The following is a 13182-nucleotide window of genomic DNA, read 5'->3' as shown; positions in this document are numbered from 1 at the left end:
ATGAACCTCAACCCTCGCGCGAACCAGCTATTGCGTGCGTCGCAACTGCTCCTCGGCGGCAACTTGAAGTCGCTCGCCGCGCCGGTGCTGATCATCATGATTCTGGGCATGATGATCCTCCCGCTGCCGCCGTTCATCCTGGATCTGTTGTTCACGTTCAACATCGCCCTCGCGGTGATGGTGCTGCTGGTGTCCATGTACACGCAGAAGCCGCTCGACTTCGCGGCATTCCCGAGCGTGCTGCTGTTCTCCACGCTGCTGCGTCTGTCGCTGAACGTGGCGTCCACCCGCGTGGTGCTGCTCGAAGGCCACACCGGCCCGGACGCTGCCGGTAAGGTGATCGAGGCGTTCGGCCACTTCCTGGTGGGTGGCAACTACGCCGTCGGTATCGTGGTGTTCATCATCCTCGTGGTCATCAACTTCATGGTGATCACGAAGGGCGCGGGGCGTATCGCGGAAGTGGGCGCACGTTTTACCCTCGACGCCATGCCAGGTAAGCAGATGGCCATCGACGCCGACCTGAACGCTGGCCTGATCGGGGAAGAGGAAGCGCGCACCCGTCGTAAGGTGATTGCGCAGGAAGCCGACTTCTACGGCTCGATGGACGGTGCGTCCAAGTTCGTGCGTGGCGACGCGGTCGCCGGTCTGTTGATCATGCTGATCAACATCATCGGCGGGCTGATCGTCGGCGTGGTCCAGCACAATCTGGATCTCGCGACCGCTGCCAAGAACTACACGCTGCTGACCATCGGTGACGGTCTCGTCGCGCAGATCCCGGCACTGGTGATCTCGACGGCCGCCGGTGTGGTGGTGTCGCGTGTGGCGACGGACGAAGACGTCGGCCAGCAGGTCGTCTCGCAACTCTTCAACAACCCGCAGGTGCTGGGCATCACGGCCGCGATTCTGGGCTTGATGGGCCTGATCCCGGGCATGCCGCACTTTGCTTTCCTGCTGCTCGCGATCGGTCTGGGTGCACTGGCCCGCTGGCAGTTCCGCAAGGCGGCTGCCGCCAAGGTGCAGGCAACGCGCCCGACGCCGGTCGCGGCGACCGCAGCGCCCGAAGTGGCCGAAGCATCGTGGGACGACGTGGCGCTGGTCGACCCGCTGGGGCTGGAAGTCGGCTATCGCCTGATCCCGCTCGTCGACCGCAATCAGGACGGCGAACTGCTCAAGCGCATCAAGGGCATCCGCAAGAAGTTCGCGCAGGAAATCGGTTTCCTCGCACCGGTGGTGCACATCCGCGACAATCTGGAGCTGCGCCCGAACCAGTACCGCATCACGCTCAAGGGCGTGATCATCGGTGAAGGCGAGGCGTACCCGGGCCAACTGCTGGCCATCGACCCGGGGCAGGTCAGCGCGCCGCTGCAAGGTACACCGACGCGCGATCCGGCCTTCGGTCTGCCTGCGACGTGGATCGACGTCGGCCAGCGCGATCAGGCGCAGGCGTACGGCTACACTGTGGTCGATGCCGGTACGGTCGTGGCGACCCACCTGAATCACCTGATCAACGCACACGCTCACGAATTGTTGGGACGTCAGGAAGTGCAGCAGCTCATCGAGCGCATCGGCAAGGACGCGCCGAAGCTCATCGAAGATCTGGTGCCGAAGACCATCGCGCTCACCACGCTGCAGAAGGTGCTGCAGAACCTGCTCGAAGAGCAGGTGCCGATTCGCGACATGCGCACCATCATCGATACCATCGCCGAGCATGGCGCACGCGTGCAGGATCCGTACGACCTCACGGCGCTGGTGCGCCTGTCGCTCGGCCGTGCGATCACGCAGAGCGTGTTCCCGGGCAGCGGCGATCTGGAAGTGGTGGGGCTCGACGCCAATCTCGAACGAATTCTCACGCAGGCGTTGTCGGCCGGCGGCGGCACCGGTCTGGAGCCGGGCCTCGCCGATACGCTGCTGCGTGAAACCCAGGCAGCCGTGACGCGTCAGGAGCGTCAGGGTCTGCCGTCGGTATTGCTGGTTCAACATCCGCTGCGTTCGCTGCTCTCGCGCTTCCTGCGCCGCAGCCTGCCGCAGCTCAAGGTTTTGTCGTATGCGGAAGTGCCAGACACCCGTAACGTGAAAATGACGGCACTCATCGGAGGTCAAGCGTGAAGATTCGGAAATTCTTTGCGGGCACGTGCCGCGACGCACTGCGCCAGATTCGCGAGGAAATCGGACCCGACGCGGTCGTATTGTCCAATCGCTCGGTCGCCAACGGCGTCGAGATCGTGGCGTTGGCGGAAGAGGATCTGGACGCGCTCGCCGGTGGCGATATGCCGACGCATCGTCCGCGTCCTCGTTCTGCCGCACCTGTCGCGCCGGTGGCGAGTCCTGCCGCTGCCGCGAACGACATCGCCGCGACCAGCGCTTTCGCGCAGTCGATGATGGGCGAGTTGCAAAGCATGCGCGGGTTGCTCGAAGAGCAGGTCGCGGGTCTTGTGTGGAACGACAAGCAACGTCGTTCGCCCGCACAAGGCGAGATTCTGCGCACGTTGCTCGCGGCGGGTTTCTCGGCCCAGCTCGGCCGGGCGCTGCTGGAGCATCTGCCGGAAGGCAGCGACCGCGAGAACGGTCTGGACTGGGTGAAGAACGCGCTCAAGCGCAATCTGCCCATCATGCCGAACGAAGACGAATTGATGGACCGGGGCGGCGTGTATGCGCTCATGGGGCCGACCGGCGTGGGCAAGACCACGACCACGGCCAAGCTCGCGGCGCGTTGCGTGATGCGTCACGGCGCCGAGAAGCTCGCGCTGCTCACGACCGACAGCTATCGTATCGGCGGCCATGAGCAGTTGCGCATCTACGGCAAGATTCTGGGCGTGACGGTGCATGCGGTAAAGGACGCGACGGATCTGCGTCTGGCCCTGACCGAACTGCGCAACAAGCACATGGTGCTGATCGACACGGTAGGCATGAGCCAGCGCGACCGCACGGTGCCGGAGCAGGTGGCGATGCTGTGTGGGGCGGAGACGCCGGTGCAGCGTCTGCTGTTGCTCAACGCCACGAGCCACGGCGACACGCTCAACGAAGTGGTGCACGCCTATCGCAGCGCGAGCGCTGAGGGCGGTGGTGACCTGGCCGGGTGTATTCTGACGAAACTCGACGAGACGACCAACCTGGGTTCGGTGCTCGACACGGTGATCCGTCACCGTCTGCCGGTGCATTACGTCTCGACGGGGCAGCGCGTACCGGAGAACCTGCACGTGGCGGACCGAGAGTTCCTGATCGACACGGCGTTGTCTGCGCCGGTGACGGGTTCGCCGTTCGTGCCGTCAGAGGAAGACTTGCCAGCAGTGGTGCGCGGGGTCGATCCCAACTACAGCGGGATGTTCGCGCCCGCACAACCTTCAGGCGAGGCCTGCTTTGGTTAAACTCGTACTCGATCAAGCTGAGGGGCTGCGCCGACTGGTGGCGCGCCATACCACGCGCATCGTCGCGGTGGTAGGAAGTGCGCCTGAAGCCGGTCAGACGAGTGTTGCGTTGAATCTGGCCAGTGCCCTGGCTCATCACGGTCAGGATGTCGTGCTGGCCGACGAGAGCGGCCATGCAGCGCCTGCACTCGGTCTGCCGTTGCGTGGCGACATCCACGACGTGCTGGCGGGACGTATTGCGCCCGAAGCCGTACGTGTGCACACGCGCGACAACGTGGTGCTGGTGCCGGTGGCGCACCGTCATCCGGAGCGCATCGATCCGCAGCGGGCGCTGCCGGTGCTGACGCTTGGTGAGCCGGACGTCGTCATCGTCGACTGCACGCACGCCGGTGGTGTGCTGAGTCCGTTGGCGGCGCATGCGCATGACGTGCTGGTGGTGCTCGGGTGTGAACCGGCGTCGATTACGGGCGCGTACTCGTGGATCAAACAGGCGCATTACGAATATGCGCTGGCACAGTTCCGGGTGTTGGTGAACCGGGCGGAGGATATGGAGGCACGCGTCGTGTGCCGCAATCTGGCCACGACGGCGAGTCGTTATCTGGCGGTGTCGCTGGAGTTGGCCGGGCATGTGCCCTCGGACCGTCAGGTCGTGCGGGCGCGGCAATTGACGCGCACCGTGGTCGATGCGTTTCCGATGGCCCCGGCGGCGGTGGCTTACCGTCAGTTGGCGGCGCAGGTGATGCATTGGCCGTTGGCCATTCGGGACACGGGACCGGCGGCGTTGGGTGCCGGGATCGGTCAGGTGGGCGATTGCGGCGGCGATCGCGGTGCCGAGATGACGCATGGCGTGGGCGCGGTGAGCGCGCACACGGCCTGAGCGTCACGGCACGCGTCGAGAGGAAGCGGAGGGAAACATGTATACCGCGCGCGGGAAGGTCGACACGAACGACACGCTGACCCAATACGCGCCGTTGGTGCGCCGCCTGGCGCTGCAATTGATGGCGAAGCTGCCGGCGAGCGTTGAATTGGAAGATCTGATTCAGGCTGGCATGCTGGGGCTGCTCGATGCGGCGAACCGGTATCAGGAGACGCAGGGCGCGCAGTTCGAAACGTACGCGAGCCAGCGCATTCGCGGGGCGATGCTTGACGAGTTGCGCGAGCTGGACTGGGCATCGCGCGGCATTCGCAAGACGGCGCGCGAGATCGAGAAGGCAGTGCAGCGACTGGAGCAGCGGCTGGGGCGGGGGCCGTCCGAGAGCGAGATTGCGGGCGAGATGTCGATCGGGCTGACCGAGTATCAGCAGATGCTGCAGGATGTGCACGGCTGCCAGCTGATCTATTACGAAGATTTCGAATCGGCGGACGAAGAGCCGTTCATCGACCGCATTTGCGCGGACCCGGGTGCGGATCCGTTGACGATGTTGCTCGACGAAGGTTTGCGCGGCGGCGTGGTGGATGCCATCGACCGTCTGCCCGACCGCGAGAAGTTGCTGATGAGTCTGTATTACGAGCAGGGTCTGAACCTGCGCGAAATCGGCGCGGTGCTCGAAGTCAGCGAGTCACGTGTGTGCCAGTTGCACAGCCAGGCGATTTCGCGCTTGCGCGCGACGCTGCGTGAGAAGGCTTGGACTTCGGCGAATTAAGGCGCATTGTGTATCGAAAGTGCGCTCTCGACAGATTCGACGATCTGCTCGGGAGTCGCCATAGCGGCGGGGCCAAAATCCCCGCCTGCTAATCACTTCTCTCTCGGCGGTATCACGCCAACATCCCAAGACTTAAGCAACTCAAGTTGCCTTCCCGTTAGCGGGTGCTCCCACATAAATTTGTTCATCGAGGGGGCCACCAGTAATGGTTTTGATTTCGCTTGCCATGCCCGGTAGGTGGTTGTCAGCAGGTTGTCGCAAATGCCGGACACCAGCTTTCCCAGGGTGTTGGCCGTTAACGGGGCGATAACGAAGAGATCCGCCCAGTTTCTCAGCGTGATGTGCAGGATCTGATCGCCGCGTTGGTGCCATGTATACCAATCGTCGTCATCGGTATGAACGTCAATCATTCGTCTTGCTGTGGCGAGATCGAAAAATGCTAGCGACGGCGTGGAGGCCACGACTTGGACGTCATGCGCCAACGCTAGCAACTCGACGAGTTGGATTGTATCTTTCGCACCGATGCTACCAGTCGTGCCCAGAAGGATTCGCCTTCGCATCACCTCGTCCTCCTGTTCCGATGCGCTTTGTACAAGCCGTACAGGCTGATCGACGCCCAGAAACCTTCAATCAGCATCGAGGCTGGATTCGGGTGGTAGACCAGCGAGTAAACAATCATTAGCGATCCGGCCAGATTGAGTGCCGAATATTTGTACGATGTCGTGCTGAGCGTTCCGTGCAGATTAAGAAAGTAGGCAACGACTACGGTCAGCGCACCCGCAATGCCAATGACGTCGGAGGCATTTATTGATGTCATGTCAGATGGGGGCCGCGATTTTCTTTTCGAGCGGAGAAACTGACCCGGCCGTCAGTTGGATCGCATCGATCCATCCACGCGAAGCGTGAATCGCGACGTTTGCGCTGTCCGATAATTCGTTTTGAATGATCAGGTCACATCGAATGGGTTCTAACGACTCGAAAAAGTCGTCGACAATCGACCAACAGGCCTGTTCGAGTGTCATCGAGAGTCCTGCGTATCTGGAGAGGTATTCCTGAAACGAAAAGAACTCGACGAGTTGCCTGCGCGGGTGATATCTGAATTTCAGCCGAGCGACATTCTGTTCAGATGGATGAAGATGTTCGTTGGTGCGAAATGCGGGTACATCGAAGGTGACTTCGTAGGCGCGCATACGGGCCTGTTGCTTAATGACGTTCGGAATGACGACGAATTCGTGATCAACGTTCATAGTGCCTCCGATCAAGTCCAATAGCGTTGAGGGAGTGGCGAGTTTGCCCTCAAGCGAGAGGTGTTGAATGGACGATACGGTGTGGGTCGGTGCGCGTTTGCCGTGGCACGCTTCACTGGAGCGGGTGCCGGTGATGTCGTCGGGTCCGACCGCAGAAGCACTCTTTCGGAGGGTGCCTAAGCTGGGCAACGAAGTCAGCGAGTCCCGCATGTGCCGGTGCACAGCCAGGCGATCCCGCGCTTACGCGCGACGCTGCGTGAGAAGGCGTGGACTTCGGCGAATTGAACTGAAAGGCCTCGCAATCAAGGACCTCTAGAAGACGAAAAGCAGAGGAACCTCACGCCCGGAAGCCGCGTATGGCGGTGTGGCGCGGTGCTGTGGAGGCAGCCGAAACATTCGGGGGGCCATGCCGTTGGCAGAGTTAGATGAACTGCTAGGAGACGATTAGGCGTCGAGGCATTCAACCTTCAACTTGTGGCATTCACAGACGAGTTCGACGGTCATTTCACCAAGCTCTTCGAAAATCGCGAGCAGGAAGCGGTGGGGTATTTCCTTGCCGCCATCGGTGGTCGTGCAGGTAGTAAGAGCCAGGATGCGCTCTGAGAGTGTGTTGAGTTTGTCGACGGAAGCGTGGACTAAGGAAACTGCGGGAGGATGAAGCGTCATGCGGGGCACCTCTAACTAGCCAATCTGAGATTCCCGCCAACCGCTGCATTGCGCAGGGGTGGGCGGGCACTGGACTAGGTTGACGAACCGCTGATGATTCGGATTAGGCGGCACACCCGAAGGTGTCCCAATCCAGGCCCGCCCGTTGAAGCAAAGGCGTGGCACGGCGCACACGAAAGCCGCAAACATCGCGGCTGTGTGCCCGAAAACATCGTTCGGGTCGTCAAACCCGGTCGCGTTTGGGGCGCGACGGGAACCAGATTACCGATCCGACTTCGAGGGCACCACGCATTCGGAGTCGCATTCTAGGTCACTCGTTGAGATTCAGAACATTCCGATGCGTCAATGGGGATTCTTCTCGTTCATCCCGCTCTGCTTAGATTCGCTCCACGACGAAATCACTCGCGCCCCCTTCAAACCATCCTCACATGCCATTACATATCGCCTCGGTGTACAGGTAGTCCTTCGTGTAATCCGCGATAGGAAAACAAGCATCGCCCGGAGCGATTATGAACGTCGGTGTGCTCGGACGTTGGAACATGGCTTCACGGTCCGCGTACGCGTGCATTTCCCTTTGCGCTATCCACCGCACCTGCGGCGGCCGAGAAAAGGCGTGTAGGCACAACCCGACAATGACCAGAATTGCAGCGGAAAACAGGATTTTCATGGCGTAGGGGAATCGAGCTCTCGCTATTCTCTATTCGCTCCAGCCGAATTTCCGGATTTCAGAGGTACTTCGTTTTCCAACAAATCGTGTATCAATGTCCAGCCCGCTCCCTTATCGACACAAAAAACCGGCACAAAAACCATATATGGATCCTTTGCATCATGGCGCTCCCAATCAGGCCCAGACAGGAAAAGACAGTCGTCGCCTTTTGTCAGCCGGAAAAGAACACGCCCTGGCAAGGACTCCCTGACCATGGCTCCAGAATGGATGTCGGTGGTGATGAGCGCTCGTCGTGTGGGAAACGCTCCGTCCCAGAGAGCCGGCTGATTCAATTTCCAGGCCATGATGATTATTGTTACGCAAGTGGTGACCAGCAGCAGCCGATACAACATGGTCATTGGATGGGAATGAATTTTGGATATTCGGTCCGCTTGTGCACTCGCTTGGAGCGCGATACTGCGAGCAAGACCTCTTTGGGACTTACAGTCGCGGTCGAGTCGAAAGTGAAGAATCGGGGATCATGCGCAAGTATGCCAATCATTTCCAGCACATCGGCCACATTGGTCGAACAACTATCGGTAAACAAGTTGTATGGTCGAGTCGCGTCGACTCGACGGTCCAACTCCGCTTTGACAATCGCCATCTCTCCCGGAGATAACCGTAACGTCAATCCAACGACATCGCGATAGGTGCGATTTGACGCAAGGTACCGCTCTCGCGGCTCAATTGCGTAGGTCTTTTGAGATCGCGAGTATGTATCGCCATTGACATCAATCGCCACATGCCCCCACTGCGACCCATAGCTCTTCAGACGTCCATCAAAAATCAGGACCTCAATATATTGAGTGTCGATGATTATCTCTTTGACACGGGAGTCAGACTTCGGTGTCGTAGTTCGTGTAGCAACCTTCCGATATCGAGTTCCATCCGGACCTACGTGAAATTGTTCGCCCGGCATACTCACCCCGCGAAGTAAAAGGTGACTGACTCCGCGTCGGCAACTGATGAGAGCAGGTGCGTTTGCCCGCGCTCGTCGGTCTCCCCGTACTCCACTTCACCGCTGGATCGCTGAACCGCATATTGAGCCGCTGCCATTGGTGCTCCAACGGCGTTACGAAGGACGAATTTTTCTTCGTAGCATTCCTGCGCGATTGGTGCGGTGAGTGGAGATAAAGGCATCGACTCCTCAGTCATCGGCTTTGTCGATGTTGAGTCACGCACGCGCTCTTCATCAAATATTTTGAATCTACGGCCGTGAACAGCAATAAGCCGTGGCTGCCGCTCGCAGCCGCACTGAACTAAATCACCGCTCACCGCTTGCCGACGCATCCCAGACGTCATGTCCTTCATGCGCCTGCTATCGCTAACGCTGGCGCCGCCGATCACAACGCCCTTACCCTTGCACGCAGCACACCATGCGGCATCGCCAATGAATACAATTCCTCGGCGCGCACCGCTGGCGTCCTCAATCGTGAATCGCCTGGCGCTAGCGAAAACACGACTGTTGGAATGACTTGTTAGTGGATCGCCATCGACTACTGCGTAATAGAGCGTCATGTCACCTCACGTAGAAAACGTACATCGAATTGCGTTGACGGGACTGAACGGTACTGGAGTGGGAGCAAGTCTTTCAATGGGAAACGACGCAAATCAATTCGGCGCTCGAAGAATTCGATCGGCAGCGCTGTCCACCCGCAGATGAGCCCGAAGGTGCAGCGGGAGAACGTGTTTCCAGCCGATCTCAGGCGGCTGCGGTATCGGGCACTCAAGCGAGCGCCGTCCAACGCCTTCGCTCGACGCTACACGGAGGACGACCTCGGCGCGCTCGCCGACGTAGAGCGGGAGTACACGCCATCGACCGTCTACCCGAGCGAGGAAGTTGCTGATGACCTTGCACTACGAGTGGGTTTGAACCTGCGCGAAATCGGCGCCGTGCTTGAAGTCGGCGAGTCACGTGTCTATCAGTTGCGCAGCCAGGAGATTTCGCGCTTGCGCATGACGCAGCGCGAGGAGGCTTGGACTTCGGCGAATTGAATTGAAAGACTCAAAAAAACCCTCGAAAGCGTTTCGCTTCGAGGGTTTTTTATTGCCCGAGGATTCGTCCACAGATTTTTCGGACAATGGCTGCTTGAAGGAATGGTGCTGATCTTGTCACCATTCCAGCATGGACACGAATCACTACACCTATTACCTGAGTTGGTCGTCGGAAGATGGCGAGCATGTCGGTCGATGCGCGGAGTTTCCCGCCTTATCCTGGCTGAGTGCAACGCCGGAAGAAGCGCTGGAGGGTATTCGGAAGACGGTCTGCGAAGTCGTCGACGATATGCGGACGAACGGTGAAGCGGTCCCGGAAGTGCGCCAGCCTTAAGCCGTAACACTCCCTCCGCTCGAACGCGGGGTGGTGCGGCCGTCGGGGCCGTAGAGCGGGGTGTTGTTGCCCGGGCCGTAGAGGACGTTCAGGGCTTGCTGGGTGTACGTCAGGCGGGTGTTGATGAGCAGGCCGTTTGTGTCGTTCGCGCGCTTCGCCTCGGCGGCGGCGGCAAGCAGTGCCTTCCACGCGGTGTCGACCTTAGCATCGGCGGCTGCTGCTGCCGTAGCACCTGCTTCGTCAGGCGAGTAGCCCAACGCGCTCAACTGCGCATCGCGCTCGCGACCCAGGGCGGACAGCTCCGCCACGGCGCGCGTCTTGCGCTCGGTCAGATCCGGCAACGCGTCGAGCGTGCCGTTGACCAATGCCTGCTGTTCTTCCCCGAGCAATGTCGAAAACGTGCCAATAGCGGCAGTCTCAGCAGTCAGGGCGTTCAGCAGGGCATCGGTGGTCATGACTTCGATTGCGCAGAGAGCAAATCGCGTGCGGTCGAGATCAGACCGTCCGCAATCTTGGAGGTATCAATAGACAGTTGGCCGTTAGCGATCGCCGTCTTGATCGCCGCAACCTTCGCTACGTCGATGTCGGCCGTGCCGGTCGCTGCCAGCGCTTCCTGCAAGGCACGCATCTCCGACGACAAGGCGCTCGTGCTCACGTTTGCACCGCCGGTACTCGCAGCAGGTGCCGCAGCAGCGTCGGTATTTACAGCGCCAGCCGTCGTGCGATCGGTCGTCGCCTTGCTACCGCCGACCTCGTTCAACGAATTGGCGGGTAGTTGGATTTTCATGTGCTTTCCCCAGAAACCTGCCTGTGTAACGGCATTATCCGCCATAACTTTAGGCAAGTAACATCCTGTTACCAGTTCAAGTGCCCGGGTGATTTCAGCGAATACTTAACGTAAGTAAGCGGTTACTTTCATCGCTTTCTTCCTGATTCTTACAGCGCAACTTCGACTTCGACGTTGCCATTTTTTCCCGACTTCACGGTGCCGCTGACGACTTGTCCGGCACGCGTGCGCACCTGCACGGGATCGCCCGCACTGGCACGTGTGAGCACCTGACCTTCCGTGCTCACTTCAAAACCCGAACCCCGCGAGACCACGCGCACGGTTTGTCCCTGCTGGACGGCAATCGCACTGCGCAGCAGGTCGGAGCGGATCGGCAGCCCCGAGGTAATCCGGTTCACGGCCACCGTCCCGACGATCTGACCGGCATCGGTCGCGACCGTACGCGGCAACAGCGTGAGATCGCCCTGACGCGGCGACAGATCCGTCGGCCCGATGGCCTCGCCCGGATTAATCTGACGTGCCGCGACGAAATACGTGGCGTTGATGCTCACACGCGCTTGCAGATACAGCGTCCACGGACGCTCCCCTGCACACCGCACGCCAACGCTGGTCGTGCCCCAAAGGCGCGCACCCGGCGGCAGGAACGGCTCAAGCGCCGCGCAAGCAGGCATGCGGTCCGAGACCGATTCGCCCACGGTGATGTTGACCTGACCCGGCAAGCCGGTGGTCTGCTCACGCAGGAATCGCTCGGCAGTCTGCCGGATCACCTGCGTGTTCTGGAATTGGGATGCCTGGGGTTGCACAGGCGCTGCGACAGCGACCGGTGCCTGCTGCGTCTGGACGGGCGCGTTCGCGGTCGCGGGGCGCACCATGTTCGGCACGTTCGACGCGACACCGCCTGCGGCGGCATTGTTGCCGGGGATGACGATGGCGCTGGGTCCGAGCGTATTTCCGAGGTTCTGAGCGGCGGGATCGGTGGCGACGCCGGGGTTCGCACCCGTCGCAGCCTGCGCAGACGTCACGAGTCCAGCCATGCTTACGGTCGCAAACATCGCGGCCATCAAGCCACGGCGCGCACTCGTAAGTATTTGAAAGTTCGGGGACATTTTTGCGGACGAGCGCTGGCCGGACCGCTGCACGTCGTACGTGCGCGGGGCATTGGCGAATGGGTCGCCGAATTTGCCTGCCATGCTCACTCTCCTTGCCTGAACGGCTTGCGCGTTGCGAAGCCGACGACACCGGGCAGTGTCCCTGTGCCTGGGGGGCGAACCCCGCCCGATGCCGTCAGGAAGCCATTCTAGAGATGTCGCGTCACGGGGCATGGCTCGAAATGGCGGTCAATCTCCTTCCTATTCCTCCGATTGAATCCCGGGGGGTACGCATACGATGCGAAGCATGCCAAAAGGTCCCTATTTTTTCCGGACCGGGCAGGGCACCCCGTCTGCGCACCGCGCGATGGCCGCCAGTCGGCGCAGCAAATGACTGAGCAGGCCCAGCAGCCAGAACGTGCAGCACGGACAAGTTTCTTGAGCATTACCCAAGTACCCAGCATCAAGGCAAGCATCGGGCGAGACGAGATCATGGACAAACTGGACGCGGCATTGCGATTCTCCCAGCAGGCGCTGTCTATGCGCGCCTACCGCCAGGAGGTGATCTCGTCGAATATCGCCAATGCGGATACGCCGGGGTACAAGTCGCGCGACGTCGATTTCAATAACGCGTTGAATCAGGCGGTCGAGCGTGGCGCGCAGCAGCAGCTCGCCACTGAGTCGAGCGTGTCGCTCTCGCGCACGTCCTCGCGCCACATCGCCGGGCGCGGTGTGACGACGGCACCGCCGATGGGCGGCCCGGAGCTGCTCTACCGTGTGCCGTATCAGCAAAGCGTTGACGGCAACACCGTCGAACTCGACGCCGAGCGTGTGAACTTCGCCGATAACGCCGTGCATTATCAGACGGGCCTCACGGTCCTGAGCAGCCAGATCAAGACGATGCTGGCCGCCATCACCAGTCAAGGGTAAGCGCCATGCCACTCATGAGCATCTTCGACGTCGCCGGCTCGGCCATGACTGCGCAGTCGCAGCGCATGAACGTGACGGCCAGCAACCTGGCCAACGCCGAATCGGTGACCGGCCCGGACGGCCAGCCGTACCGCGCCAAGCAGGTTGTGTTTCAGGTCAATCCGGTCACGGGCACCGATGTCGGTGGCGTGAAGGTCGCCGGCGTGGTGGAAGACCCGTCGCCGCTCAAGACCGTGTACGACCCGAAGAACCCGGCCGCGAACGCACAGGGCTACGTCACCATGCCCAACGTGAATCCGGTGGAAGAGATGGTCAACATGATCTCCGCTTCCCGCTCGTACCAAGCCAACGTCGAAGCGCTCAACACCGCCAAGACACTCATGCTCAAAACCCTCACGGTCGGCCAGTAAGGGGCCGCGCG

At 60.8% G+C, this 13182-nt stretch carries 14 protein-coding genes and 1 pseudogene; 8 read left to right on the top strand and 7 right to left on the bottom strand.

Annotation, left to right across the window (positions count from 1 at the left end; translation table 11 throughout):
- From flhA to ACIQWO_RS09345, 4 genes are read left to right on the top strand one after another with little or no spacing between them, the layout of a single operon-like run.
- Positions 1-2106 carry a flagellar biosynthesis protein FlhA gene (gene flhA, locus ACIQWO_RS09360; RefSeq protein ID WP_402822387.1) on the top strand — a complete coding sequence of 702 codons (2106 nt, stop codon included), beginning with the start codon at positions 1-3 and terminating at the stop codon, positions 2104-2106.
- Positions 2103-3365 (top strand): flagellar biosynthesis protein FlhF, encoded by a 1263-nt coding sequence (flhF, locus tag ACIQWO_RS09355; protein ID WP_402822384.1) that lies wholly within the window; start codon positions 2103-2105, stop codon positions 3363-3365. Before flhA ends, flhF begins: the two co-directional genes overlap by 4 nt.
- A complete protein-coding gene (locus ACIQWO_RS09350; protein WP_402822381.1) occupies positions 3358-4242 on the top strand; it encodes a MinD/ParA family protein in 885 nt (294 codons plus the stop codon). The genes flhF and ACIQWO_RS09350 overlap by 8 nt, the downstream gene beginning before the upstream one ends.
- A gap of 37 nt (positions 4243-4279) precedes the next feature.
- Positions 4280-5008, top strand: coding sequence for an RNA polymerase sigma factor FliA (locus ACIQWO_RS09345; protein ID WP_046290192.1), 729 nt, complete (start codon positions 4280-4282; stop codon positions 5006-5008).
- A gap of 92 nt (positions 5009-5100) precedes the next feature.
- Here ACIQWO_RS09345 and ACIQWO_RS09340 read toward each other — a convergent pair whose 3' ends face one another.
- The 4 genes from ACIQWO_RS09340 to ACIQWO_RS09325 all read right to left on the bottom strand — a co-directional run bounded on the left by ACIQWO_RS09340 (position 5101) and on the right by ACIQWO_RS09325 (position 9145).
- On the bottom strand, positions 5101-5568 hold the full coding sequence (locus ACIQWO_RS09340; protein WP_402822377.1) for a flavoprotein: 468 nt from the start codon (positions 5566-5568) through the stop codon (positions 5101-5103).
- 258 nt (positions 5569-5826) lie between these two features.
- A complete protein-coding gene (locus tag ACIQWO_RS09335) occupies positions 5827-6255 on the bottom strand; it encodes a hypothetical protein (protein ID WP_402822374.1) in 429 nt (142 codons plus the stop codon).
- A 444-nt stretch (positions 6256-6699) separates the two neighbouring features.
- Complete coding sequence (locus ACIQWO_RS09330; protein ID WP_402822371.1) at positions 6700-6921, bottom strand: hypothetical protein; 222 nt, start codon at positions 6919-6921, stop codon at positions 6700-6702.
- 1627 nt (positions 6922-8548) lie between these two features.
- Positions 8549-9145, bottom strand: a complete 597-nt coding sequence (locus ACIQWO_RS09325) for a hypothetical protein (RefSeq protein WP_402822368.1) — start codon at positions 9143-9145, stop codon at positions 8549-8551.
- A 275-nt stretch (positions 9146-9420) separates the two neighbouring features.
- Here ACIQWO_RS09325 and ACIQWO_RS09320 point away from each other — a divergent pair.
- Together ACIQWO_RS09320 and ACIQWO_RS09315 are read left to right on the top strand one after the other, a co-directional pair.
- Positions 9421-9622 (top strand): annotated as a pseudogene (locus ACIQWO_RS09320) (sigma factor-like helix-turn-helix DNA-binding protein); the annotation flags it as partial.
- A gap of 130 nt (positions 9623-9752) precedes the next feature.
- Entirely contained in the window at positions 9753-9956 is a 204-nt protein-coding gene (locus tag ACIQWO_RS09315; protein ID WP_402822365.1) for a hypothetical protein, read from the top strand.
- On the opposite strand, the gene ACIQWO_RS09310 is transcribed toward ACIQWO_RS09315, so the two are convergent.
- The 3 genes from ACIQWO_RS09310 to flgA all read right to left on the bottom strand — a co-directional run bounded on the left by ACIQWO_RS09310 (position 9953) and on the right by flgA (position 11777).
- Positions 9953-10411: a flagella synthesis protein FlgN gene (locus ACIQWO_RS09310; RefSeq protein WP_402822363.1), complete on the bottom strand. Its 459-nt coding sequence runs from the start codon at positions 10409-10411 to the stop codon at positions 9953-9955. The two genes, ACIQWO_RS09315 and ACIQWO_RS09310, sit on opposite strands and share 4 nt — an antisense overlap.
- Complete coding sequence (flgM, locus tag ACIQWO_RS09305) at positions 10408-10743, bottom strand: flagellar biosynthesis anti-sigma factor FlgM (RefSeq protein ID WP_402822360.1); 336 nt, start codon at positions 10741-10743, stop codon at positions 10408-10410. Before flgM ends, ACIQWO_RS09310 begins: the two co-directional genes overlap by 4 nt.
- A 149-nt stretch (positions 10744-10892) precedes the next feature.
- A complete protein-coding gene (flgA, locus tag ACIQWO_RS09300) occupies positions 10893-11777 on the bottom strand; it encodes a flagellar basal body P-ring formation chaperone FlgA (RefSeq protein ID WP_402822357.1) in 885 nt (294 codons plus the stop codon).
- Between the two features lie 543 nt (positions 11778-12320).
- Between flgA and flgB the strand changes: the two genes are divergently transcribed.
- Entirely contained in the window at positions 12321-12761 is a 441-nt protein-coding gene (gene flgB, locus ACIQWO_RS09295) for a flagellar basal body rod protein FlgB (protein ID WP_046290185.1), read from the top strand.
- A 5-nt stretch (positions 12762-12766) separates the two neighbouring features.
- The gene (gene flgC / locus ACIQWO_RS09290; RefSeq protein ID WP_039394038.1) at positions 12767-13171 is read left to right on the top strand and encodes a flagellar basal body rod protein FlgC; all 405 of its coding nucleotides are present in this window, start codon (positions 12767-12769) and stop codon (positions 13169-13171) included.
- Positions 13172-13182: the final 11 nt, after the last annotated feature.

This window comes from Pandoraea sp. NPDC090278 (assembly GCF_044772185.1).
Lineage (GTDB): Bacteria > Pseudomonadota > Gammaproteobacteria > Burkholderiales > Burkholderiaceae > Pandoraea.
This window is presented reverse-complemented; position numbering and strand designations above follow the sequence as displayed.

Excerpts from the sequence above, each read along its gene's own strand:
- ACIQWO_RS09315 (WP_402822365.1), top strand. The coding sequence starts at position 9,753 with ATGGACACGAATCACTACACCTATTACCTGAGTTGGTCGTCGGAAGAT.
- ACIQWO_RS09330 (WP_402822371.1), bottom strand. The coding sequence starts at position 6,921 with ATGACGCTTCATCCTCCCGCAGTTTCCTTAGTCCACGCTTCCGTCGAC.
- flgC (WP_039394038.1), top strand. The coding sequence starts at position 12,767 with ATGCCACTCATGAGCATCTTCGACGTCGCCGGCTCGGCCATGACTGCG.
- ACIQWO_RS09310 (WP_402822363.1), bottom strand. The coding sequence starts at position 10,411 with ATGACCACCGATGCCCTGCTGAACGCCCTGACTGCTGAGACTGCCGCT.
- ACIQWO_RS09325 (WP_402822368.1), bottom strand. The coding sequence starts at position 9,145 with ATGACGCTCTATTACGCAGTAGTCGATGGCGATCCACTAACAAGTCAT.
- ACIQWO_RS09345 (WP_046290192.1), top strand. The coding sequence starts at position 4,280 with ATGTATACCGCGCGCGGGAAGGTCGACACGAACGACACGCTGACCCAA.
- flhA (WP_402822387.1), top strand. The coding sequence starts at position 1 with ATGAACCTCAACCCTCGCGCGAACCAGCTATTGCGTGCGTCGCAACTG.
- ACIQWO_RS09340 (WP_402822377.1), bottom strand. The coding sequence starts at position 5,568 with ATGCGAAGGCGAATCCTTCTGGGCACGACTGGTAGCATCGGTGCGAAA.
- ACIQWO_RS09335 (WP_402822374.1), bottom strand. The coding sequence starts at position 6,255 with ATGAACGTTGATCACGAATTCGTCGTCATTCCGAACGTCATTAAGCAA.
- flgA (WP_402822357.1), bottom strand. The coding sequence starts at position 11,777 with ATGGCTGGACTCGTGACGTCTGCGCAGGCTGCGACGGGTGCGAACCCC.
- flgM (WP_402822360.1), bottom strand. The coding sequence starts at position 10,743 with ATGAAAATCCAACTACCCGCCAATTCGTTGAACGAGGTCGGCGGTAGC.